The following is a 23,871-nucleotide window of genomic DNA, read 5'->3' as shown; positions in this document are numbered from 1 at the left end:
CCGGCCACCGGTCGGGTATGCTCGGGGCCTGTCCCGCAGCGCCATAAGGCGAGCCGATGACCCGTTTACTGCGTAAAACCCTGGTAGGCCTGCTGATCCTCGCAGGCTTGCTGACGGCCCTGATCTACAGCCTGACCTGGCGCCCCGCCGACAAACAGACCCTACCCGTCAGCTGCGTGGCCCCGCGTGCGCCGACGCTGCTGCCCGGCCAGGCACTCAAGGTGATGACCTGGAACGTGCAATACCTGGCGGGCAAGAACTATGTGTTCTGGTACGACACCCCCGACGGCAGTGGCCCGGACGAGCGCCCCACCCCTGAAGACATGGCCTCCAGCCTGGACGAAGTGGCGCGGGTGATCCGTGACGAACAACCGGACGTGCTGTTGCTGCAGGAACTGGACGAAGGCGCCAAGCCATCCCACTACCAGGACCAACTGGCGCTGCTTCAGGAGCGGCTGGTGGACCTCTACCCGTGCAGCGTCGAGGCCTTCGACTGGAAAGCCGACTTTGTGCCCGACCGGCATATCTTCGGCAGTGTCGGCCGCAAGCTGGTGACCCTCAGCCGCTACCAGATCGAACATGCCGAACGCCTGCAACTGCCGGTGGCCCCGGCCAACCTGATCAGCCGTCAGTTCCAACCCAAGCCCGCGCTGCTGCTCAGTTACCTGCCGTTGAGCGACGGCGGCCAACTGGCGGTGCTCAACACCCGCCTGGACAACGCCGCACCCGGCCACAGCGCGGTGCGCGAGCAGGTCGAGGCGACCATCAAGCTGCTGGATAAATTCGAAAGCCGGGGCACGCCGTGGCTGATTGGCGGGGATTTCAATCTGTTGCCCCTGGGGCAGTTCCTGCGCCTGGACGCCGACAGACGCGGGCAGTATTCGCCGGACAGTGAGCTGCATCTGTTGTGGGATAAATACCCGATGGTCCCCAGCAACAGTCAATCCAGCGGGATCGACCGCGCCCAGTGGCTGACCCACTTCCCCAATGACCCGGGCCTCGATGGGCCGGACCGTACGGTGGATTATCTATTCTATAGCCCGAGGCTGAAGAAGGTTGAAGCGCGGGTGCGGCAGGACGATACATTGCGTATTTCCAATCATTTGCCGGTGATTGCACGGTTCCTGCTGCCCGCCGCGCAATAGCCCACAGGACACAACCCGATGTGGAATAGGGTTGGTGTAGGAGCTGGCAAGCCAGCTCCCACATTCAGATATTAAGCATGATTACTTGCGCGGCTTGATCCGCGCGGTCGCTTCTGCCACCAACGGGTCATCGGGCCAGTAATGCTTGGGATACCGCCCCTTCAGATCCTTCTTCACCTCGGCGTAGGTACTGCGCCAGAAGTTCGCCAGATCCTGGGTCACCTGCACCGGACGCCGCGCTGGCGATAACAAGTGCAACTTCACCACCTGCCGTCCACCGGCGATGCGCGGGGTATCGGCCAGGCCAAACAGTTCCTGCAGGCGCACCGCGAGAATCGGCGGATGCTCGCTATAGTCCAGGCGTACCGATGAGCCCGAAGGCACCTTCAAATGATGGGGCGCCAGTTCATCCAGGCGCTGGGGCAGCGGCCAGGGCAGCAGGTTATGCAGGAAGCTGAAAAGATCCAGGTTGGCGAAATGGCTCAAGCGCGAGACCTTGCCCAGGTACGGCATCAACCAATGTTCCAGGCTGGCGAGCAACGCGCTGTCGCTGACGTCGGGCCATTCGCCGGGCTTGCCGGAGTCCAGTTGGCGCAGCAGCATGACACGGGCCTGCCACTGGCGCAGCTCCGGGGTCCAGGGCAGCAGTTCCAGGCCTTTGCGCCGCACCAGGTTGACCAGCGCCTGGCTGCGGGCGGACTCGTCCAGGCCGGTCAGCGGCTCGCGACTGAGTACCAGTTCACCGACCTTGCGCTGGCGTTCGGCACGCAACACGCCTTCGCGCTCGTCCCAATCCAGCTGGTCGAAACAGCGCACCTGTTCGGCCAATACCGAGTCGAACAGCGTCGGGTCGAAGTCTGCAGCCAGGTAAATCCGCTCTTCACGCTGGCCCTGGCGGCTGCCCAGGTCGGCGATGACCAGCCACGGCTGCTTCATCAGGCTGTCGGCTTCGGCAAACAGCGCGGCGCGCCCGTTGGCCAGACGATATTCGGCACCGCCCGCACGGCGTTGTTGGGCCACCCGGTCCGGGTAGGCCAGCGCCAGCAGCGCCCCCAGCCAACGCGGGTGATCGGGATCAGCCACCGGCTGTTCGGCCTTGCCTCTTAGATAGCCGCGATATTGCCGGGCCAATTGCCGGGCCCGCTGTACGCCGCCTTGAGTGCCACGGGCGCGTTCCTCTCCGGACAACAAGGCCAGGCGACTGTGCACATCCGCACCGGCACCGCGCAAGATGTCGCGCTCGCCCAGCAGCGCGGCGACATCACACGCCATGTTCGCCAGCCCCAGGTCCTGGCCGCGCAACAACAAATGGGCTATACGCGGGTGCGCCGGCAGGCTGGCCATTTTCTGTCCGTGGGGGGTCAAGGTCGCGTCCTTGAGCGCCCCCAGGCGTTCGAGCAAGTCCTGGGCCTGGGCATAAGCGGCAGTGGGTGGCACATCGAGCCACACCAATTGTGTTGGCGTCACGCCCCAGCGCGCCAGTTGCAGGGCCAGGCCGGCCAGGTCTACCGAGAGAATTTCCGCGCTGCCATAGGCCGCCAGCCCTTCATGCTGGTCCTCGGACCACAACCGATAGCACACGCCCGGCTCCAGCCGCCCGGCCCGGCCGGCACGCTGGGTGGCGCTGGCGCGGGAGATGCGCTGGGTGTCGAGACGGCTCATGCCGCTGCCGGGGTCGAAACGCGGAACCCGCGCCAGCCCGGCGTCGATCACCACCCGCACGCCATTAATGGTCAGGCTGGTCTCGGCAATGTTAGTGGCCAGTACCACCTTGCGCTTGCCCGCCGGCGCCGGGTCGATGGCCGCTCGCTGCGCTGCCAGGTCAAGCTCGCCATGCAGCGGGCACAGCAGCACATCGCCGCGCTCACCGAGGGCATCCGCCAACTGTTGATGAACCCGGCGAATCTCCGCCTGCCCCGGCAGAAACACCAGCACGCTGCCGGTTTCGTCGTGCAGGGCTTCAAGAATGGTCTGCACCAACCGCGGCTCGATAAATTCCCCGGGCTGGAACGGCCGCCCCCAGCGCATCTGCACCGGGTACATGCGCCCTTCACTGCGCAGAATCGGCGCGTCGTCGAGCAGCCCTGACAGGCGTTCGCCTTCAAGGGTGGCGGACATCAGCAGAATTTTCAGCGGTTGTTCATCGCGAAACAGCTCGCGGCCGTTGAGGCTCAGGGCCAGCGCCAGGTCGGCGTCGAGGCTACGCTCGTGGAATTCGTCGAAGATCAGCAGGCCCACGCCATCCAGCGCCGGGTCATCCTGCAGGCGCCGGGTGAGGATGCCTTCGGTGACCACTTCAATACGGGTGTTGGGGCCGACCTTGCTGTCCAGGCGGATCCGGTAGCCGACGGTTTCCCCGACCTTTTCCCCCAACTCACTGGCCAGGCGTTCGGCTGCGGCGCGGGCGGCGAGCCGGCGGGGTTCAAGCATCAGGATGGTTTGCCCGGCCAGCCAGGTTTCGTGCAACAGCGCCAACGGCACCCGCGTGGTCTTACCGGCGCCGGGCGGTGCTTCGAGCACGGCTTCATGGCGCGTCGCCAAGGCTTCACGCAAGGCGGGTAAAACATCATCGATTGGCAACGAATTCATACTGGCTCCAAAGCAGAGCGGCGAGTATAACGGCGAACGGCTGGATATCGGTGCTCTCTCAGGCGCGGCCATGTCCCTTTGGAAAGGCTCCCACATTAGAGGGGTGGCACCTGGTAGATCTGCTTTATAGTCACACCCTACAAGTGTTCAGGAGAGTCTCATGCGTATTGCTTCCCGTGTCATCGGCGGTGTTCTGGCCGTCACCCTGTTGAGCCAACTGACGGCCTGCGGTTCGATTTTCTATCCTGATCGCCGTGGCCAGATCGACGGCAAGATCGACCCGGCAATTGCCGTGCTCGACGCGGTCGGCCTGCTGTTTTATGTGATCCCCGGCCTGATCGCCTTTGGCGTGGACTTCGCCACCGGCGCGATTTACTTCGAGCCCGGCAAAACCGCACAAGTGGCCCCCGAAAAACTGCAAGAAGCCATCGGCGCCGACGGCAAGGTGGATAACACCAAGCTGCAAACCATCATCGAGCACGAAACCGGCCGCAACCTGCCGCTGGACGACCCGCGCCTGATCCAGTTCAAGGGCAGCGTGCAACAACTCGCGTCCCTCGGCCTGCAACCTGCTGCGTAAGGACCTGATTGCCCCATGAACACCAGCACCGAACACGCCCGGCTATTGCGCCTGGCCACCCGCGCCTCGGTCGGCGTGGCCAGCATTCTGATTATCGGCAAAGCCATCGCCTGGTGGTTCAGTGGTTCGGTGAGCATGTTGGCCGGGCTGACCGATTCGCTGCTCGACGGCGTGACGTCACTGCTCAACCTGCTGGCGGTGCACTACGCGCTGCGCCCGGCGGATGATGATCACCGCTACGGCCATGGCAAGGCGGAATCCCTGGCGGGCATGGCCCAGGCGCTGTTTATCGCCGGCAGCGCGGTATTGATCGCCTTCCAGGCGTACCAACGCCTGCTGCACCCGGAACCCGTGGGCGCGCCCTGGCTGAGTATTGCAGTGATTGTGATGTCGCTGGTGCTGACCGTGGCGCTGCTGGCCGTGCAACACCGGGTGATCCGCGAAACCGGCTCGAACGCGGTGCGCGCCGACTCGCTGCACTACCGTTCCGACTTGCTGCTCAATGGCAGCATTCTATTGGCGCTGGTGCTGGCGGCCTTCGGCTGGCATCATGTCGATGCCTGGTTTGGCCTGGCGATCGCCCTGTACATCTTGTGGAGCGCGATCCAGATCGCCCGGGAAAGCTTTGCCGTGCTGATGGACGAAGAACTGCCGGCAGACGTCAGCCAGCACATGCTGGAACTGGCCTGTAGCGTGCCCGGCGTACTGGGTGCCCATGATTTGCGCACGCGGATTTCCGGCAACCACTGGTTTGTGCAGTTGCATCTGGAGTTGCCGGGGGAGTTGAGCTTGTCGGTAGCCCATGGCATCAGCGACCAGGCCGCCGATGCCATCCATCAGGCCTACCCACGGGCCGAGGTGCTGGTGCACGCCGACCCGCAGGAAGTGGTCACGGGCAGCAAGGCCTAGTAGGTCACCTGGTACCCGCGACTGCTCAGGCAGTTGCCCTGGGCCTGGCGGTAGGTTTGCACCACCGCCGGCGCAGGCGCGTAGGTGACGGTCTGGGGGTCGAAGCCACTTTGCTGCACCGCCCAGCGATAGCAATCGTAACCGTCCTGCTGCACCTGGGCGGGAGATTGGCCATTGGCGGGATAGGCCACTACGTCATACCCGTTGCCCTGGGGCGTCGGCTGCGGCGGCATGGCCACCGGCGGTTGCACCACCACGTACTGCTGGGTGCTGGTCTCGTAGCTGTAATAGGCGCCAGCGGCGAGAAAAAACAGCGCACTGCCGACCCACACTTCACGCGCATAGTCCGGCAGGTAATGCACGCGGATCCCATAGGGCGGCGTGACCACAACATAGCGCGGGCCCTGGGGCCGGTACCAATAGCCGCCCGAGAAAAAGTAATCCTGGCCGCGATAGGGCACACGGTAATTGCGGTCGGGGAAGCGGTCCACCGTGTAGCCGGGCCGATACTGCGGGCCGGGGCCCCAGCCGTTGCCATGGCCGTCGGGGCGGCCTGGCCAGCGGTTATCATTGGGGTGGCCGTTGTAGCCAGGCCGCGAGCCAGGGCCACCGGTTTGCCAATGCTGGTTGCCATCATTGCGCCGGGGAATGTCACGGTAGTTGCCCTGGCGCGGCTCCTGGGTCTGGCCCACGGAATCGGGCCGGCCCTGGATCGGCAGATTGCTCCCCGCCTGCGGTGCCGGGCGCGGCGCTTCATTACCTTGAGGGCGAGCCTGCCACTGGCCGTTCTGGCCGGCGCGCTCTACCGGTTGGTTTTGCGGGCGCGGCTGGCTGTGTTCCGGCCCCCGCTCACGCGGTCCACCACCGCCCTGCGGGCCTTGCCCCTGGCGGGGTGCGTTGTCTCGTTCGTCGGCCATCACCTGCGTGCCCAAGGTGACCATCAACACACCTACACCTGCCAAACGCCAGATGCGCTTCATGCTATTCCTCACTGCGGATTAGGGCCTGTGCATGAGACTGGAAAAGCCGGGCCCGGTTCTGCGACAGGTTATCAGTCACCAGCACAATTTTCGCCGGCAAAAGAAAAGGGGCGACCCGTCGGTCGCCCCTTGAGAACTTCGTCCTGGCTCAACGCTTATGACGTTGGCTCACCTCACGCCGTCTTGTGGACAGTGTGCAGCCCGGGGGCCGGCACAACCCGGTGGGGTTGGCGGGCCGCAGCCGGCCTGATTGGGCGGGCTGCTGTGGACTCTATGTCCGGGCAGTGATTCTGTTGGTAATCATAGGCGTGAGGGCCCGACAGATGATTGCGAAGATTGCGTCAATAAACAGTGCTTGCGCAATTTTTAACCCTGGATAGATAATTCGCAGCAATAGTTACGACAAAGGCCAGCCCCATGAGCAAACTTGACCGATACGACCTGAGTATTTTGGCGGAATTACAGCGCGACGCGAGGATCTCCAACCAGGAGCTGGCCGAGCGGATCGGCCTGTCACCGTCACCCTGCTCACGCCGGGTCAAGCAATTGGAGGACGACGGCTACATCTCACGCCAGGTCGCCCTGCTCGACCGCAAGATGCTTGGCCTGAGCCTCACGGCCTACGTGTTGATCGGCATGGACCGACACACGCCCGAACGTTTCGAGAACTTTGAAGCGGCGATCCGCACCTTGCCGCAAGTGCTGGAATGCAGCCTGGTCACCGGGATGGATGCCGACTATCAGCTGAAGGTGGTGGTGCCGGATATGGATCACTATCAAAAACTGCTGCTGGGGCACCTGACCCGGATTGAGGGCGTGACCAGCGTGCGCTCCAGCTTTGTGCTGAACCAGGTGCTCAACAGCACGGAGTTGCCGTTGACTCACCTGCGGACCTAAGACGCCCCACCCATCCCATGTGGGAGCGGGCTTGCCCGCGATAGCGGTCTTGCAGGCACACCGCTATCGCAGGCAAGCCAGCTGCCACTTTTTGCCCATGTTCAGGCAATGACATCAGGGTGCGACGCACCGACGCAGGTCAACTTTGAACCTGCCCCCTTGCCTTATACTCCGCGCCTGCCTTTGTCGGAAACTGCCCAATGAATTCGATTGACCCCGTGCTGTTTGAAGAATGGATGATGACCGGCCTGGTCACCATCCTGATCATTTTCATGGGCTTTATCGTCTGGGACCTGGCGAAGAAATCCAAGGCCGGGCGCTTTGGCTCGCTGATTCTGTTCTTCGTGCTGGGCCTGGGCGTGGCCGCGTTTATCATCAAGAGCGTGGTGATCGGCCTGATCGAGTCCGGGGCTTTATAAGCGCGCCGGCACTTCGCGGTACTGGCCTTGGCCCAGGCCTTCAATCGACCAGTCGCCGATTTTCACCCGCACCAGACGCAAGGTCGGCAAGCCTACGGCGGCGGTCATGCGCCGTACCTGACGGTTGCGCCCCTCGCGAATCACCAGCTCCAGCCAATAGGTCGGGATGTTTTTACGAAAACGTACCGGCGGGTTGCGGGGCCAGAGTGCCGGCTCGTCCAGTCGCCGGGCTTCAGCCGGCAAGGTCATGCCATCGTTCAACTCCACACCGGTGCGCAGACGTTGCAGATGCTCCTCGGTGGGCTCGCCCTCTACCTGCACCCAATAGGTTTTCGCCAGTTTGTGCTTGGGGTCGGCAATCCGCGCCTGTAACTGGCCATCGTTGGTCAGCAGCAGCAGGCCTTCACTGTCCCGGTCCAGGCGCCCAGCCGGGTAGATGCCCGGGATATCAATAAAATCCTTGAGCGTGGCGCGACCGCCTTCGTCACTGAACTGGGTCAGCACATCAAAAGGTTTATTGAACAGGATCAGCTTCGGCTCGGCCGGCGGTGCCTTGGCGACACGGCGAGCAGCGGCATGGGGAGGTTTCACGCCAGGGCGGCGCGAGTCAGGGCGGGCAGGACGGGACATGGCAATGGAACATCTAACGGTCAGGACCGACCATGCTAGTGGCCTGACCGTTAAATAACCACCCCGCTATTTAGCGGAACGGCGGCTCGTCAAAGCTGCGCAGTTTGCGCGAGTGCAACGAGTTGAGCTCGGTGCGCAACAAGTCCACCGCCTCGATACCGATCTTCAAGTGCTGGCTCACAGCCCGTTCATAGAACGCGTTGGCCGAACCTGGCAACTTGATTTCACTGTGCAACGGCTTATCCGACACGCACAGCAATGTGCCGTAAGGCACCCGCAAACGGTAGCCTTGCGCGGCGATGGTGCCGCTCTCCATATCCACGGCCACGGCGCGGGACAGGTTGATCAGCGGTCGCTCCTGGGCCCAGCGCAGTTCCCAGTTGCGATCGTCGTAGGTCAACACGGTACCGGTGCGCAGGCGCTTTTTCAGTTGCTCGCCCTTCTCGCCCGTGACGTTAGCCGCCGCTTGTTGCAATGCCATCTGCACTTCGGCCAGGGCCGGGATCGGAATGTTCGGCGGCACCACGCGGTCGAGAATGCCGTCGCGCCGCATATAAGCGTGGGCCAGCACGTAGTCGCCGATGGTCTGGGATTGGCGCAGGCCACCACAGTGGCCAATCATCAGCCAGCAATGGGGACGCAGCACCGCCAGGTGGTCGGTGATGTTCTTGGCGTTGGACGGGCCGACACCGATGTTGACCAGGGTCACGCCGTGGCCGTCACTGGCCTGCAAGTGGTAGGCCGGCATCTGATAACGGTGCCAGACCACGCCTGCGGCAATGGCAGACGCTTCGCCATGGTCCATGCCTTTTTCGATGATCACATTGCCCGGCAACACCATGCGGATAAAGCGTGGGTCGCTGCGCAACTGTTCCAGGCCATGGACGATGAACTGGTCGACATAGCGGTGGTAGTTGGTCAGCAGAATCCACGGCTGCACATGGCGCCAGTCGCTGCCGGTGTAGTGCACCAGGCGGCGCAGGGAAAAGTCCACGCGGGCCGCATCGAACAGTGCCAGGGGCAGTGGGTCGGTGTTTTCCCAGTCATACAGGCCATCGGCGATGCCATCGGTGGCGGCAGACAGGTCGGTGCTGGGGAACACCCGTGCCAGGGTCGCGGCCGTTACACCGGAGCCGGCCAGTTCATCACCCTGCTCGACCACGTACGGATAAGGGATGTTCTGCTGGCTGACGCCCACTTCCACCGTCACGGTGAAGTCGTGCATCAGCGGCACCAGTTGTTCCAGCAGGTATTTGCGAAACGCTGACGGATGGGTGACGGTGACGCTGTAAGTGCCCGGCAACTGCACCTTGGCATACGCGCGGGTGGTCTGTGGGACTTCGCCGTGGCAGTGGTAGGTCAGGCGCAGTTCCGGATAGCGAAACAAAGCACGCTGTGCGGCGTCGGGCTCGACGCGATCCTTGAGGTATTGCTTGAGGGCCTGGTTGAGCGCTCCGGTAGCACGCTCATGCAGAGCCGCCAGCCGGTCCACGGCCTCTTCGGCGGTTTGAACGACAACAAAAGCTTCGGTCACGGTAGGCTTCCTGTTTTCTTACATGCAGGAGGTCATCTTGCCTGCATCGCTGCCAGACGCAAACTCTGAATTGGAATGCCCACTGAAGATCAATGCAACCGCTGTGGGAGCTGACTTGCCTGCGATGGCGGCGGATCAGCCAATATAGAGGTAGCTGACCCACCGCTATCGCAGGCAAGCCAGCTCCCACATTTTTTACCGGGTTTATTCAGAGAGACGGAGTTGAGCGGGCGACGATGGCCTGCACATCCACACCTCGTGGCAAGGTGCCATATACCCGCCCCGACGATTCGCCCAAGCGGCTGGCTATAAACCCATCGCTGACACTGGCATTGCCCGCCTCCAGCAGCAATTTTGCCTGCAGGGCCACAGCAATATCCTCGGTCAACTGCCGCGCCCGGTACTGGATATCCTGGGTGTCCATAAACGCCGACTTCAATTGCTCGATATGTCGGGCCAGGCGTTTATCGCCATGCCCATCGCCCAGTTCGACAAACAATGTCTCCAGCACACCGGGCTCTTTCGACAAGGCCCGCAGCACGTCCAGGCATTGCACGTTGCCGGAACCTTCCCACGTCGAATTGACCGGCGCCTCACGGTACAGGCGCGGCAGGATGCTGTCCTCGACATAGCCGGCGCCGCCCATGCATTCGGCGGCTTCGTTGATCATCGCCGGCGCACGCTTGCAGATCCAATACTTGCCCACCGCCGTCACCAGCCGCGCGAACTTGGCTTCCTGCTCATCGGCCAGATGGTCCAGCGCCCGGCCCATGCGCAGGCTCAAGGCCAGGGCCGCTTCGCTTTCCAGGGCCAGGTCCGCCAGCACGTTCTGCATCAACGGCTGTTCACTGAGCACGCGGCCACCAACCAAACGATGGGCGCAATGATGGCTGGCCTGGGTCAGCGCCTGACGCATCAAGGAACTGGAGCCAACCATGCAGTCGAAACGGGTCATGGCCACCATCTCGATAATGGTCGGTACGCCACGGCCTTCTTCGCCGACCATCCACGCCAGGGCGCCGCGGAATTCGACTTCGCTGGAGGCGTTGGAGCAGTTGCCGAGCTTGTTTTTCAGGCGCTGGATATAGAACTGGTTACGCGTATCGTCCGGGCGCTGCCGGGGCAGTAGGAAACAGGTCAAACCCTTGTCAGTCTGGGCCAGGGTCAGGAAGGCGTCGCACATCGGCGCCGAACAGAACCACTTATGGCCCACCAGCTCATAGGGTTGGCCTGGGCCGCCGGCGCCCAAGGGGCAGGCGCGGGTGGTATTGGCCCGGACATCGGTGCCGCCCTGTTTCTCGGTCATGGCCATGCCGATGGTTGCGCCGGTTTTATGGGCGATGCCGACATTGCGCGGGTCGTATTCAGTGTTGAGGATTTTCGGCAGCCAGGTGTCAGCCAGATCCGGCTGCAGGCGCAGGGCCGGCACGCAGGCGAAGGTCATGGTCAGCGGGCACCCCGTGCCAGCTTCGGCCTGGCTATGCAGGTAGGTCATGGCCGCGCGGGCGACATGGGCACCCGCCTGGGGATGGGCCCAGGGCAGCGAAGGCAGGCCATGCTCGACGGCGGTGCGCATCAGTTCGTGATAGGCCGGATGAAACTCCACCAGATCAATGCGGTGACCATAGCGATCATGGCTGTTGAACACCGGCTTGTTCTGATTCGCCAGGAACCCCGCCGCCATCAGCGGTCCACCCGCCAAGGCGCCGTAGGCGTCGATGCGAGCCTCTGCCCAGCCTGCCCCAAAGCGCCGCGACCACTCCTGCAAGGGCAGGTCGAGGCGATACAAATTGGCGCCATCGAGTGACGGTGGCTGGTTGGTAACGTCGTGGGTTTCGGCGAACTGGTGCAGATTCATGACGGGCCTCCTGATAAAAGGCCGCGTTGATTGAGGCCTTGAATTCAGTTAAGCATCGTCACTGCGCTTAAAAAAGTGGCATAAGCGCCTAACTGCCGGCGCTTTCACCCTCTAGCGGGCACAGCAGGCGGCGCTGCAACACGGCTTGCAACAGCTCGAAACGCACCGGCTTGAGCAACTGCTCGGTCGGGCCGACGCCGTGACAATGCTGGCGGGCGCTGCCTTGCAGGGCGTCGCTCAGGGCGATCACCGGCAGCTCGCCGCACCCTGGCAAGGCCCGGATCTGGCAGCACAGGGAGAAGCCATCTTCGGGCACATCCAGCAACACCGCATCAAACGCCCCCTCCTGCAGCATCGCCAGGGCCGTGGGGCCACTGTCCGCGACTTTCACCCGGTAACCGAGCTTGAGCAACATGCCACGCAAGACCAACTGGGTGACGCAGTTGTCCTCCACCAGCAATACCGTGCAGTCTTGTGGCGCGCGGTGCAGGTCCACGGCCCGGGCCGGCTCCGGCGGCACCGCGATAACGGCCACCTCCAGCTGGAATCGGCTGCCCTTGCGCGGTTCGGAATGATGGGTCAGGCGCCCGCCGAGCAACTCGATCAACTGCCGGCAGATCGCCAGGCCAATGCCCAGGCCGCCATATTCGCGGGTGGTCGAGCCGTCCACCTGGAAGAAGCGCTGATACAGGGTCGCCTCATCCAGTTGCGCAAAGCCAATCCCGGAGTCGCTAACAATAAACGTCAGATGCAAATGGCCATCCGCCTGGGGCAGGCCCACTACGCGCACGCGCACCGCACCGTCGTGGGTGAACTTGAAGGCGTTATCCAGCAGGCATTCCAGGCACTGCATCAGTTTGCCTGCATCGCCGTCCAGGCGATCCGGCAACTCACTCGCCACGTCGATGGAGAACGCCAACCCCTTGCTCTGGGCATTGCCCAGGAACTGCTGACGCAAGGTATCAAGTACCCCGCGCAGGCTGAACACCTGCGGTTGCACACTGAGGCGACCGGCTTGCAGCTCGGTGAGGGTGAGGATGCCATTGACCATGCGCATCATGTCCCGCGCAGAGCCGGCGGCGGTTTGCTGGTACTGCGCCAGGTCGCCGGCCAGAGGCTCGGTCTGCATCAGTTCCAACGACCCAATCACCCCGTTCATCGGGGTGCGCAGTTCATGGGTCAGGGTCGCGAGGAATTCGTCTTTCAACTGATTGCTGTGGGCCAGTTGCTGGTTGAGCACTTCCAGTTTCTGGCTGGCATCAAACAGGATTTGCGCCTGCTGTTCGCGCATCGCGTTGATCCGGTCGGCCAGGGCCAGGGACAACAAGGCGACTTCAATGGCCGAGCCAATCTGACTGGAGTACATGGTGAGAAACACATTGGGCAGGTAGCCCAGCACCATCAGCGTGTTGATCACCCCGCCGATCAGGAACGCCGACCAGGCGATGATGAAATACCGCGCCACACGCTGGCCACAGCACCAGGCCTTGATCCCGGCGACAAAGATGGTCACGGTGAAAACCAGGGCCAGCGCGGTCGCCAGGCGCAGGGCCAGGGCGTAGCTGGTCATCAGCGACAACACCATCACCACCGCCCCCGTCCCCACCAGCACCAGCAGCACCCGGTCCAGCCAGCGGCTGTAGAGGGCAGTGTGCAGGAAGCTGCGGGCAAACAGGCTGCCGAACAACGCGGAGGCGCCGATCAGGAACGGCGTCGCCGCATTCGCCCACCAGGGGTTGTCGGGCCAGAAATACTCCACGGCCGCGCCATTCACCGAGAGCTGGTACATGCCGAACGAGGCGATATAGAGGATGTAATAGAGGTAGCTGGTATCGCGCACGCTGAGGTAGATAAACAGGTTGTACACCAGCATGCCCAGCAGCACACCGTAGATCAGGCCCAGCACATACAGGCGCAGCGGCTGATCTTCCAGGTAGGCGGTGCTCGACCACAGGGTCAGCGGCGCCTGGATCGAACCCTCGCTTTGCAGGCGCAGATAGAGGGTTTTCTGCTCGCCCGCACTGAAGTCGACGGTGAACAGGTAATTGTTCTGGCGAATCTCACGGCTGGCAAAGGGCAATGCATCCCCGGTGCGCCCGGCCAGGCGATAGTCGCCGTCACCCTCGGGCAGGTACAACTCAAGATGATCAAGGGGCGGATAGGCCAGCTCCAGCAGCCAGGTGCGCAGGGCGTCGGGATCCTTGGGCAGGTAATGCAGGTCGACCTTGAGCCAGAACGCGGAGCGCGAGTAGCCGGCATTCAGGGTGTCTTTATCGTGCGGGGTGTAGCGACTGGCGAGTGCCGCTGAACGGGCCTCGGCGATGGTGAGATTGCCGCTTGGATCTTCGAGTACTTGCATGACCCGGCCCAGGGGAAGACTTCGGGTGGTTTCATTGAACTCGACGGCGCCGGCCAGCATCGGCAGCCCGCACAAGAGAAACATCAGCAAATAGCGCATAGAGCCCCAGCGTGGCCTGTCCGGTTATGTCAAAAGCCCCCCATTCCTTTTGAGATGACGTACACCGGCGATACATTTAAGTTGTTTGGATCCACTCTAGCATAGCCGGTAAAGGCCAAAAGACACCATTGAAATAATTTTTTGAAAGGCTCTAGACCGGGCCTTTCAGCGCACTAATTGCTGGAAATGAATGATGGCTTATAGCCATTTACCAGTGTGTTTCGGCGTCAAATACCAGCACTGCCCGACAGCCACGCAAAAAGCGTTTGGTGGTAAGCTCGCGCACCATGAATATCTACAGCTCTCGCCCCGTTGTCCTCTGTCTCTCCGGCCATGATCCCAGTGGTGGCGCCGGCTTGCAGGCAGATATCGAAGCCCTGCTCGCCCAAGGCTGTCATGCGGCCCCGGCCGTGACCGCGCTGACCGTGCAGAACACCGTGAATGTCAGCGATTTCCGCGTGCTCGACCGCGAGTGGGTATTGGCCCAGGCCAACGCCGTGCTCGGTGACTCCGAAGTCGCGGCGGTCAAGCTGGGCATGCTCGGGTCCACGGTGATGGTCGATACCGTGGTCGAACTGCTCCAGCAGCACCCGCACCTGCCGGTGGTCTGCGACCCGGTGCTGCGCGCCGGCGGCGGCGGTAGCCTGGGCAAGGACGAGGTCGGCTATGCGATGCGCGAGCGGCTGTTGCCCTTGTCGCTGATTGCCACGCCCAACCTGCCTGAGGCGCGCATCCTCGCCGAACTGCCCAACGGCACGGCGGATGAATGCGCCGAGAAACTGCTGCCGTTTATCAAGCACCTGTTGATCACCGGCGGCCATGGCGACGAGCATGAGGTGCACAATCGCCTCTACAGCCGCGACGGCACACGCCACACGTTTACCTGCCAGCGCCTGCCCGGCAGCTATCACGGCTCCGGTTGCACTCTGGCCAGCGCCCTGGCCGGCCGCCTGGCCCAGGGTCAAAGCCTGGCCAGCGCCGTGGAGTCGGCACTCAATTACACCTGGCGCACCCTGCGGGACGCCGAACAACTGGGCCAGGGGCAATTTGTGCCGCGTCGCCTGCCATTGGATTTCTGTTCGTAATATCAAGGGGCCTGCTCGATGAAACTACGTGGCCTGTACGCCATTACCGACAGCCAACTATTGGCCGGTAAGTTCCTGTCCTACGTCGAGGCCGCGCTGGAAGGCGGCGTGACCTTGCTGCAATACCGCGACAAGAGCAGCGACGAGGCCCGTCGCCTGCGCGAAGCCGAGGCTCTGCGTGAACTGTGCTCGCGCTACAAGACCCACCTGATCATCAATGACGATGCCGAACTGGCCGCGCGCCTGGGCGTCGGCGTTCACCTGGGGCAGACCGACGGCCCGCTGACCCCGGCCCGGGCGTTACTCGGGCGCAATGCCATTATCGGCTCCACCTGCCACAGTCAGATCGAACTGGCCGAACAGGCTGCGCGCGAAGGTGCCAGCTATGTTGCCTTTGGCCGCTTCTTCAACTCCACGACCAAACCCGGTGCACCCGCAGCCACCGTTGAAATGCTGGCCCAGGCCCGCGCGCGCCTGCAGGTGCCGATCTGCGTGATCGGCGGCATCACCCTGGAAAACGCCGCGCCCCTGGTGGAGCACGGTGCCGACCTGCTGGCAGTGGTCCACGGCCTGTTCGGTGCCGACAGCCCCCAGGACGTGACGCGCCGCGCCCGCGCCTTCAACGAACTCCTCAAATCCTGAATTCAGAGAGCCTGCCCATGTCTCGTTCCGAAACGTTGTTTGCCAATGCCCAGAAACACATCCCCGGCGGTGTGAACTCCCCCGTGCGTGCGTTCAAGAGCGTCGGCGGCACGCCGTTGTTCTTCAAGCACGCCGAAGGCGCCTACGTCACCGACGAAGATGACAAGCGCTATGTGGACTACGTGGGTTCCTGGGGCCCGATGATCCTCGGCCACAGCCACCCCGACGTGCTGGACGCAGTACGCAAGCAGTTGGAACACGGCCTGTCCTACGGCGCGCCCACTGCCATGGAAACCGAAATGGCCGACCTGGTGTGCTCGATCGTGCCGTCGATGGAGATGGTGCGCATGGTCAGCTCCGGCACCGAAGCGACCATGAGCGCGATTCGCCTGGCCCGTGGGTTCACCGGCCGCGACAGCATCATCAAGTTCGAAGGCTGCTACCACGGCCACTCCGACAGCCTGCTGGTCAAGGCCGGCTCCGGCCTGCTGACCCAGGGCGTTCCGAGTTCGGCTGGTGTGCCAGCTGCGTTTGCCAAGCACACCCTGACCTTGCCGTTCAACGACATCGGCGCCGTCGAGCAAATGCTCAGCGAAGTCGGTCAGGAGGTGGCGTGCATCATCGTCGAGCCGGTGGCGGGCAACATGAACTGTGTACCGCCGGCCCCGGGGTTCCTCGAAGGCTTGCGTGAGCAGTGCGATAAACACGGTGTGGTATTGATCTTCGACGAAGTGATGACCGGCTTTCGCGTTGCCCTCGGCGGCGCCCAGGCTCACTACGGCGTAACGCCGGACCTGAGCACCTTCGGCAAAATCATCGGCGGCGGCATGCCGGTAGGCTGCTTCGGCGGCAAGCGCGAGATCATGCAGCACATCGCGCCGCTGGGCCCGGTCTACCAGGCCGGCACCCTGTCCGGTAACCCGCTGGCCATGGCCGCCGGCCTGACCACCCTGCGCCTGATCAGCCGCCCTGGCTTCCATGCCGAGCTGAGCGACTACACCACGCGTTTGCTGGACGGCCTGCAACAACGCGCCGATGCAGCGGGTATCCCGTTCGTCACGACCCAGGCCGGTGGCATGTTCGGCCTGTATTTCAGCGGTGCCGACGACATCGTGACCTTTGACGATGTGATGGGCAGCAATGCCAACCTATTCAAGCGTTTCTTCCACCTGATGCTCGAAGGTGGCGTGTACCTGGCACCAAGTGCCTTTGAAGCCGGCTTCACCTCCATCGCCCATGGCGACGCCGAGCTGAAACTGACCCTGGATGCTGCCGAGCGCGCCTTCGCCGCACTGAAATAAGACAGCCATAACCTGACGTCGCCCCTGGCGGCGTCAGATTTGTTACCTTGCTTACAGAAATTTCCTCGTTTTTTCGAGAAAACACCTGCAATCCGGCAGATAACTTGCCCACGCAGCAGAAAAACGAGTAAAGACTTTGTAAGCAGAGGCCTGCTTATTTCATAATGCGCGCTTATTGGATCCCCACGTGGCTCCACGCGCCCCGTCAGAGGTAAGTCGATTCCCATGAAACGCACCGGCCGCACCCTGGTTCTGGGCTGCCTGTTGCTCCTTCAACCGCTGCTTGCACATGCACAAGCGGGCGGCAACTCGTTGTTGATCCCAGCGATGGGTCGTTGCACCCTCAATACTCAGTCCGACAGCCAGGCCGAGGCGCTGAGCGCCTGCCAAACCCTGGCCGATGGCGGGGATGCGCAGGCGCAATACGAGTTGGGCGAATTCTTCTACGACGACAAAAACCCTGCCCGCGACCTGAACAAAGCCTTGAGCTTCTTCGAAAAAGCCTCTCTGCAAGGCCATGCCCAGGCGCAATTCAAGCTGGGCAGCATGTTCTTCCATGGCGAAGGCGTGCCGGCCAACAACGTGCAGGCATATATCGTGCTGAAGATGGCGGCGGTCAACGGCGCCGAAGATGCGCTCGACACCGCTGACGAAGTGGCCGAGCACATGCAGCGCGACGAGCTGGAAGTGGCGACCCAGGTGCTGGGGCAGATTTTCCGCAATTACCTGCAGGAATTGCAGAGTGCGGATGGGCGCTCGCCCTTTTCGCCGCTGCCTTGAGGTTATCTAAACCCTTCTGACGTCATCGCAGGCAAGCCAGCTCCCACATTTTGATTTGTGAACACATTCAAATGTGGGAGCTGGCTTGCCTGCGATGGGCGTGACGCGGTCTAAAAGCCTACTTCTCAGGCATCGGCATCGGAAACGGCATGACATTGCTCACACCCCGCGCCTCGCTGATCTTGGGCGTGCCCAGGCGCTCGACTTCGTCGATGCGCACAATCGAATGCATCGGCACAAAACTGCGCACCACGCCTTCGAACTGGGCCTTGAGCTTTTCCTCGCCCGGATCGACGACCAGCTGCGTGCGCTCGCCAAAGACGAACTCTTCCACTTCCAGGAAGCCCCACAGATCACTTTGATAGATCTGTTTGGCGTACATTTCGAACACCTGGCCCTGGTTAAGGAAAATCACCTTGTAGATTGGAGCTTCACGTTTGGTCATGGGGGGCGGGCAGCACATCGGCGGATATAAATGAGGGCGCGAACTATAGCATGGCACCCGATGCACAGTGCTAGGAACCAATGGGCATGCCCCCTATAATGCGCGGTTCTTTACCACCAGTTGACGATTCCCATGGCCAAGAAGCTTTACATCGAAACCCACGGTTGCCAGATGAACGAGTACGACAGCTCGCGCATGGTCGATCTGCTGGGTGAACATCAGGCCCTGGAAGTCACGGCTCGCGCCGAAGATGCCGACGTGATCCTGCTCAATACCTGCTCGATCCGCGAACGGGCCCAGGATCGGGTCTACTCGCAGCTGGGCCGCTGGCGTGAACTGAAACTGGCCAACCCGGACATGGTGATCGCCGTCGGTGGTTGCGTGGCCAGCCAGGAAGGCGCGGCCATTCGCGACCGCGCGCCCTATGTCGACGTGGTCTTCGGCCCGCAGACCCTGCACCGCCTGCCGGAAATGATCGACGCTGCGCGTATCACCAAGTTGCCGCAGGTGGACGTCTCGTTTCCGGAAATCGAAAAGTTCGACCACCTGCCCGAGCCACGCATCGACGGCCCGAGCGCCTATGTGTCAGTGATGGAAGGTTGCAGCAAGTACTGCACCTTCTGCGTGGTGCCTTATACCCGGGGCGAAGAAGTCAGCCGACCGTTCGACGATGTGCTGGCGGAAATCATCCACCTGGCCGAAAACGGCGTGCGTGAAGTGACCCTGCTGGGGCAGAACGTCAACGGCTATCGCGGCCAGACCCACGATGGGCGCCTGGCGGACCTGGCCGAGCTGATTCGCGTGGTCGCGGCGGTAGACGGTATCGAGCGGATTCGCTACACCACCTCGCACCCGCTGGAGTTCTCCGACAGCCTGATCCAGGCCCACGCCGAAGTGCCGGAGCTGGTCAAGCACCTGCATTTGCCGGTGCAATCGGGCTCGGACCGCATCCTCTCGGCGATGAAGCGCAACCACACGGCCCTGGAGTACAAGTCCAAGCTGCGCAAACTGCGCGCCGCCGTGCCGGGCATCTGCATCAGTTCGGACTTTATCGTTGGTTTCCCTGGCGAGACCGAGAAGGACTTCCAGCAGACCATGAAGCTGATTGAAGACGTCGGTTTCGACTTCTCCTACTCCTTCGTCTACAGCCAGCGCCCCGGCACACCGGCTGCCGACCTGGTCGACGAAACCCCGGAGGAGCTGAAAAAGGAGCGCCTCAACGCCTTGCAGCATCGCCTCAACCAGCAAGGTTTCGAGATCAGCCGACAAATGGTCGGCTCGACCCAGCGCATCCTGGTCACCGATTACTCGAAGAAAGACCCGGGCGAGTTGCAGGGACGTACCGAGAACAACCGGATCGTCAATTTCCGTTGCGACAACCCGACGCTGATCGGCCAGTTCGCCGACGTGCACATCGACGCGGCGCAACCGCACTCGCTGCGCGGCTCACTGATCCAGTAACCCATCAATACTCCTGACTGGTGGAGATCAAAATGTGGGAGCGGGCTTGCTCGCGATGGCAGTGGATCAGTGACAGATGCATTGACTGACACACCGCCTTCGCGAGCAAGCCCGCCCCCACATGGGAACCGCGCAGCATTCCGATAACTTAAGTGCTTTCGCACACCGGCGGCTGGCGTTATCCTCTATTTCACCTAAACAGCCAAAGGGCGGCTAAAAGCAACCTTGAACGCACCCATAGCAGAACCCCATCGTTTCCTCCTCGAGCCGTTTGAGGCTCGTCGTTTCGCCAATCTGTGCGGACAGTTCGACGAGCACCTGCGCCTGATCGAACAACGCCTGAGCATCGAGATCCGCAACCGCGGCAATCAATTCGAGCTGATTGGCGAACCCCAGCACACCACGTCTGCAGAAAACCTGCTGCGTCGCCTCTACCGCGAAACCAAGGGTAGCGAGCTGTCGCCGGAAACCGTGCACCTGTACCTGCAGGAATCCGCCGTGGAAGACCTGGCCAATAACCCGGTGGCCGAAGCCAGCGTGGCGCTGCGTACCAAAAAAGGCATGATTCGCCCGCGCGGCTTGAATCAGCAGCGCTATGTCAAAGAAATCCTCGGCAACGACATCAACTTCGGCATCGGCCCGGCCGGTACCGGCAAGACCTACCTGGCCGTGGCCTGTGCGGTAGACGCCCTGGAGCGCGAACAGGTGCGACGCATCCTGTTGGTGCGCCCGGCGGTGGAAGCTGGCGAGAAACTGGGCTTTCTGCCCGGCGACCTGGCCCAGAAGATCGACCCGTACCTGCGCCCGCTGTACGACGCACTGTATGAAATGCTTGGCTTCGAATACGTGGCCAAGCTGATCGAGCGCCAGGTGATCGAGATCGCCCCGCTGGCTTATATGCGCGGTCGCACGTTGAACAACAGCTTCATCATCCTCGACGAAAGCCAGAACACCACGGTCGAGCAGATGAAGATGTTCCTGACCCGTATCGGTTTCGGCTCCACCGCCGTGATCACTGGCGATATCACCCAGGTCGACCTGCCCAAGGGCACCAAGTCGGGCCTGGGCCAGGTGATCGAGGTGCTCAAGGACGTGCCGGGGATCAGCTTTACCCACTTCATGCCCAAGGATGTGGTGCGTCACCCGCTGGTGCAGCGCATTGTCGAGGCCTACGAGCGCTTCGAACACCGCGACGACGGGCTGTCGAAGGACAACCGCCGCGATGCTTGAGCTTGATCTGCAACTGGCCACTGAAGCGCCAGCCCCCAGCGAAGAACAGTTCCGCCAATGGTGCACACTGGCCCTGCGCCAGCGCAGCGCCGACTCGGAACTGACCATCCGTCTGGTGGACGAACCTGAAGGCCGCGAGCTGAATCACACCTGGCGCCAGAAAGACTACGCGACCAATGTGCTGTCGTTCCCCGCCGATGTGCCGGATGAACTGCTGGATATCCCGCTGCTGGGTGACCTGGTGATCTGCGTCGCGGTGGTGGAGCGCGAGGCAAAGGAGCAAGGCAAGGCCCTGGAGGCCCACTGGGCCCACTTGGTCATGCACGGCTGCTTGCATCTGTTGGGTTACGACCATATAGATGATGAAGAAGCCGAAGAAATGGAAGCACTGGAACGAACGTTGCTTGCAGAGTTGGGTCATCCTGACCCCTATGCAGACGACGAACACTAATCGACACTCAACTGAAACAATCAAGGATTTAGAGTAATCGCTATGAGCGAAGACCGATCGAGCAACGGGCAAAAGTCATGGCTGGGTAAACTGACCCAGGCTTTTGCCCACGAGCCGAAAAACCGCCAGGAGCTGCTGGAGCTGCTGCGCGAGGCCCATCAGAACAAGTTGCTGGACAGCGAAGCGCTGGCCATCGTCGAAGGCGCCATCCAGGTGGCTGACCTGCAGGTTCGGGACATCATGGTCCCGCGCTCGCAGATGATCAGCATCAAGGCGACTCAGACCCCACGGGAATTCCTCCCGGCCGTGATCGACTCGGCGCACTCGCGCTACCCGGTGATCGGCGAAAGCCATGACGACGTCATGGGTGTCCTGCTGGCCAAGGACCTGCTGCCGCTGATCCTCAAGGAGAACGGCGACAGCTTCAACATCAAGGACCTGCTGCGTCCTGCGACCTTCGTGCCTGAATCCAAGCGCCTGAATGTGCTGCTGCGCGAGTTCCGCGCCAACCACAATCACATGGCCATCGTCATTGACGAATACGGCGGTGTCGCCGGCCTGGTGACCATCGAAGACGTGCTGGAACAGATCGTCGGCGATATCGAAGACGAACACGACGTTGAAGAAGACAGCTACATCAAGCCGCTGCCCAGCGGTGACTTCCTGGTCAAGGCGCTGACGCCGATCGAGAACTTCAACGAGTTCTTCGACAGCGAATTCTCCGACGATGAGTTCGACACTGTCGGTGGCCTGGTGATGAGTGCGTTTGGTCACTTGCCCAAGCGTAACGAAACCACCGAGATCGGCGCCTATCGCTTCCGCATCCTGAATGCCGATAGCCGTCGCATCCACCTGATCCGCCTGACACCTATTGCCCGCTAAGGACTGATATGCGCCGTCTCACCGCACCCGGCTGGCCCGGTAACCTGCTGGCCGTGGTGGCCGGTGCTATCACCACCCTGGCGCTGGCGCCGTTCGATATATGGCCGCTGGCGCTGGTGGCGGTCGGGGTGTTCTATGCCGGGATGCGCCAACTGACACCCCGCCAGGCCTTCGGGCGTGGCTGGTGTTTCGGCTTTGGCCTGTTTGGCGCGGGCACCAGTTGGATCTACTACAGCATCCATCACTTTGGCGGCGCGTCGGTGTTGCTGGCCGGGCTGTTGATGCTCGCGTTCACCGCCGCGATTGCGCTGTTCTTTGCCCTGCCCGCCTGGCTCTGGGCGCGCTGGCTGCGCCGTAACGAAGCGCCGCTGGCCGATGCCCTGGCGTTTGCCGCGCTATGGGTGGGCCAGGAAGCGTTTCGCGGCTGGTTCCTCACCGGTTTCCCTTGGTTGTACTCCGGTTACAGTCAACTCGACGGCCCGCTGGCCGGGCTCGCGCCGCTGGGCGGGGTGTGGCTGATTTCGTTTGCCCTGGCCTTGAGCGCGGCACTGCTCGTCAACCTGCCGCGTTTGCTGGCAGCCAGGCGCAACGCGTTTATCGGCGCAGGCCTGGTGCTGCTGGTTGCGCCCTGGGCCATTGGCCTGGGGCTCAAGCACTACGCCTGGACCAGCCCCGCCGGTGAACCGCTGACCGTCGCGGCGATCCAGGGCAATGTCGAGCAGAGCATGAAGTGGGACCCGGCCCAGCTCAACGCGCAACTGGCGCTGTACCGCGACATGAGTTTTGCCTCCAAGCGCGTGGACCTGCTGATCTGGCCGGAAACCGCCGTGCCGGTGCTCAAGGAGTCCGTCGAGGGCTACCTGGGGATGATGGGCAAATTCGCTGCCGACCGGAACGCGGCGATGATCACCGGCGTGCCGATCCGCCAGGAAGTACGCCATGAGAAGCGCTACTTCAATGGCATCACCGTGGTCGGTCAAGGCGATGGCACCTATTTGAAGCAGAAGCTGGTGCCCTTTGGCGAGTACGTACCGCTGCAGGATGTATTGCGCGGGCTGATCGCGTTCTTCGACCTGCCGATGTCGGACTTCGCCCGCGGGCCTGAGGACCAGGCCATGCTGCAAGCCAAGGGTTATCAGATCGCGCCGTATATCTGCTACGAAGTGGTCTATCCGGAGTTCGCCGCCGGCCTCGCCGCCCGCAGCGACTTACTGCTGACCATCAGCAATGACACCTGGTTCGGCACCTCCATCGGCCCCTTGCAGCACCTGCAAATGGCCCAGATGCGCGCCCTGGAAGCCGGCCGCTGGATGATCCGTGCCACCAACAACGGCGTGACCGGCCTGATCAACCCATTCGGGCAGATTACCGAGCAGATCCCGCAGTTCGAGCGCGGCATTCTCTACGGCGAGGTCGTACCGATGCACAACCTGACGCCGTACCTGCAATGGCGTTCGTGGCCGCTGATCATCCTGTGCCTGGGGCTGTTTGGCTGGGCCCTGCTGGCCGGGCGCATGGCCAAGACCGTCTGACAGACACCCAAGCCCCAATGTGGCAGCGGGCTTTTTGTGGGAGCGGGCTTGCCCGCGATGGAG

21 protein-coding genes are annotated in these 23,871 nt (G+C 62.4%); 14 read left to right on the top strand and 7 right to left on the bottom strand.

Annotated features, from left to right (window positions below; all coding sequences use genetic code 11):
- The first annotated feature begins 56 nt into the window (after positions 1-56).
- On the top strand, positions 57-1,145 hold the full coding sequence (locus tag HBO24_RS04170; protein ID WP_115129061.1) for an endonuclease/exonuclease/phosphatase family protein: 1,089 nt from the start codon (positions 57-59) through the stop codon (positions 1,143-1,145).
- An 81-nt stretch (positions 1,146-1,226) separates the two neighbouring features.
- On the opposite strand, the gene hrpB is transcribed toward HBO24_RS04170, so the two are convergent.
- Positions 1,227-3,734 carry an ATP-dependent helicase HrpB gene (gene hrpB, locus HBO24_RS04165; RefSeq protein WP_170059338.1) on the bottom strand — a complete coding sequence of 836 codons (2,508 nt, stop codon included), beginning with the start codon at positions 3,732-3,734 and terminating at the stop codon, positions 1,227-1,229.
- Positions 3,735-3,894: 160 nt separating this feature from the next.
- Between hrpB and HBO24_RS04160 the strand changes: the two genes are divergently transcribed.
- Together HBO24_RS04160 and HBO24_RS04155 are read left to right on the top strand one after the other, a co-directional pair.
- Positions 3,895-4,314, top strand: a complete 420-nt coding sequence (locus HBO24_RS04160) for a hypothetical protein (protein ID WP_057439025.1) — start codon at positions 3,895-3,897, stop codon at positions 4,312-4,314.
- Positions 4,315-4,329: 15 nt separating this feature from the next.
- A complete protein-coding gene (locus HBO24_RS04155; protein ID WP_170059337.1) occupies positions 4,330-5,223 on the top strand; it encodes a cation diffusion facilitator family transporter in 894 nt (297 codons plus the stop codon).
- On the opposite strand, the gene HBO24_RS04150 is transcribed toward HBO24_RS04155, so the two are convergent.
- Positions 5,220-6,203: a DUF6515 family protein gene (locus tag HBO24_RS04150; RefSeq protein WP_169959806.1), complete on the bottom strand. Its 984-nt coding sequence runs from the start codon at positions 6,201-6,203 to the stop codon at positions 5,220-5,222. The genes HBO24_RS04155 and HBO24_RS04150 overlap by 4 nt on opposite strands.
- A gap of 417 nt (positions 6,204-6,620) precedes the next feature.
- Here HBO24_RS04150 and HBO24_RS04145 point away from each other — a divergent pair, with 417 nt between their 5' ends.
- Together HBO24_RS04145 and HBO24_RS04140 are read left to right on the top strand one after the other, a co-directional pair.
- On the top strand, positions 6,621-7,100 hold the full coding sequence (locus HBO24_RS04145; protein ID WP_003176264.1) for an Lrp/AsnC family transcriptional regulator: 480 nt from the start codon (positions 6,621-6,623) through the stop codon (positions 7,098-7,100).
- A 209-nt stretch (positions 7,101-7,309) separates the two neighbouring features.
- Entirely contained in the window at positions 7,310-7,519 is a 210-nt protein-coding gene (locus tag HBO24_RS04140; RefSeq protein WP_057439039.1) for a DUF2788 domain-containing protein, read from the top strand.
- On the opposite strand, the gene HBO24_RS04135 is transcribed toward HBO24_RS04140, so the two are convergent.
- From HBO24_RS04135 to HBO24_RS04120, 4 genes are all read right to left on the bottom strand, one after another.
- The gene (locus tag HBO24_RS04135; RefSeq protein ID WP_233092011.1) at positions 7,514-8,149 is read right to left on the bottom strand and encodes a pseudouridine synthase; all 636 of its coding nucleotides are present in this window, start codon (positions 8,147-8,149) and stop codon (positions 7,514-7,516) included. The two genes, HBO24_RS04140 and HBO24_RS04135, sit on opposite strands and share 6 nt — an antisense overlap.
- A gap of 70 nt (positions 8,150-8,219) precedes the next feature.
- A complete protein-coding gene (amn, locus tag HBO24_RS04130) occupies positions 8,220-9,683 on the bottom strand; it encodes an AMP nucleosidase (RefSeq protein WP_057960680.1) in 1,464 nt (487 codons plus the stop codon).
- A gap of 208 nt (positions 9,684-9,891) precedes the next feature.
- Positions 9,892-11,541 (bottom strand): acyl-CoA dehydrogenase family protein, encoded by a 1,650-nt coding sequence (locus HBO24_RS04125; protein WP_169959807.1) that lies wholly within the window; start codon positions 11,539-11,541, stop codon positions 9,892-9,894.
- A gap of 88 nt (positions 11,542-11,629) precedes the next feature.
- Positions 11,630-13,999 (bottom strand): 7TM diverse intracellular signaling domain-containing protein, encoded by a 2,370-nt coding sequence (locus HBO24_RS04120; protein ID WP_120734189.1) that lies wholly within the window; start codon positions 13,997-13,999, stop codon positions 11,630-11,632.
- A gap of 287 nt (positions 14,000-14,286) precedes the next feature.
- Between HBO24_RS04120 and HBO24_RS04115 the strand changes: the two genes are divergently transcribed.
- The 4 genes from HBO24_RS04115 (at position 14,287) to HBO24_RS04100 (ending at position 17,807) form a co-directional block, all read left to right on the top strand.
- Positions 14,287-15,084 (top strand): hydroxymethylpyrimidine/phosphomethylpyrimidine kinase, encoded by a 798-nt coding sequence (locus HBO24_RS04115; RefSeq protein ID WP_120734190.1) that lies wholly within the window; start codon positions 14,287-14,289, stop codon positions 15,082-15,084.
- A gap of 18 nt (positions 15,085-15,102) precedes the next feature.
- On the top strand, positions 15,103-15,726 hold the full coding sequence (thiE, locus tag HBO24_RS04110) for a thiamine phosphate synthase (protein ID WP_057439019.1): 624 nt from the start codon (positions 15,103-15,105) through the stop codon (positions 15,724-15,726).
- Positions 15,727-15,743: 17 nt separating this feature from the next.
- Positions 15,744-17,027 carry a glutamate-1-semialdehyde 2,1-aminomutase gene (gene hemL, locus HBO24_RS04105; RefSeq protein WP_170059336.1) on the top strand — a complete coding sequence of 428 codons (1,284 nt, stop codon included), beginning with the start codon at positions 15,744-15,746 and terminating at the stop codon, positions 17,025-17,027.
- A gap of 225 nt (positions 17,028-17,252) precedes the next feature.
- Positions 17,253-17,807: a tetratricopeptide repeat protein gene (locus tag HBO24_RS04100; RefSeq protein WP_057439017.1), complete on the top strand. Its 555-nt coding sequence runs from the start codon at positions 17,253-17,255 to the stop codon at positions 17,805-17,807.
- A 118-nt stretch (positions 17,808-17,925) separates the two neighbouring features.
- Here HBO24_RS04100 and HBO24_RS04095 read toward each other — a convergent pair whose 3' ends face one another.
- A complete protein-coding gene (locus tag HBO24_RS04095) occupies positions 17,926-18,252 on the bottom strand; it encodes a DUF1820 family protein (RefSeq protein ID WP_003236992.1) in 327 nt (108 codons plus the stop codon).
- A 132-nt stretch (positions 18,253-18,384) separates the two neighbouring features.
- Here HBO24_RS04095 and miaB point away from each other — a divergent pair, with 132 nt between their 5' ends.
- The 5 genes from miaB (at position 18,385) to lnt (ending at position 23,808) form a co-directional block, all read left to right on the top strand.
- The gene (gene miaB, locus HBO24_RS04090) at positions 18,385-19,713 is read left to right on the top strand and encodes a tRNA (N6-isopentenyl adenosine(37)-C2)-methylthiotransferase MiaB (protein WP_057439015.1); all 1,329 of its coding nucleotides are present in this window, start codon (positions 18,385-18,387) and stop codon (positions 19,711-19,713) included.
- A gap of 225 nt (positions 19,714-19,938) precedes the next feature.
- Positions 19,939-20,943 (top strand): PhoH family protein, encoded by a 1,005-nt coding sequence (locus HBO24_RS04085; RefSeq protein WP_029292238.1) that lies wholly within the window; start codon positions 19,939-19,941, stop codon positions 20,941-20,943.
- Complete coding sequence (ybeY, locus tag HBO24_RS04080) at positions 20,936-21,394, top strand: rRNA maturation RNase YbeY (RefSeq protein ID WP_057960691.1); 459 nt, start codon at positions 20,936-20,938, stop codon at positions 21,392-21,394. The genes HBO24_RS04085 and ybeY overlap by 8 nt, the downstream gene beginning before the upstream one ends.
- Positions 21,395-21,436: 42 nt before the next feature.
- The gene (locus tag HBO24_RS04075) at positions 21,437-22,276 is read left to right on the top strand and encodes an HlyC/CorC family transporter (protein ID WP_005791724.1); all 840 of its coding nucleotides are present in this window, start codon (positions 21,437-21,439) and stop codon (positions 22,274-22,276) included.
- An 8-nt stretch (positions 22,277-22,284) separates the two neighbouring features.
- On the top strand, positions 22,285-23,808 hold the full coding sequence (gene lnt / locus HBO24_RS04070; RefSeq protein WP_057960692.1) for an apolipoprotein N-acyltransferase: 1,524 nt from the start codon (positions 22,285-22,287) through the stop codon (positions 23,806-23,808).
- Positions 23,809-23,871 lie beyond the last annotated feature (63 nt).

Origin of the sequence: Pseudomonas sp. WS 5410 (assembly GCF_012985645.1) — a bacterium.
GTDB classification, from domain to species: Bacteria; Pseudomonadota; Gammaproteobacteria; order Pseudomonadales; family Pseudomonadaceae; genus Aquipseudomonas; species Aquipseudomonas shahriarae.
The sequence above is the reverse complement of the archived record's forward strand: the minus strand, read 5'-3'. Positions and strand labels throughout refer to the sequence as shown.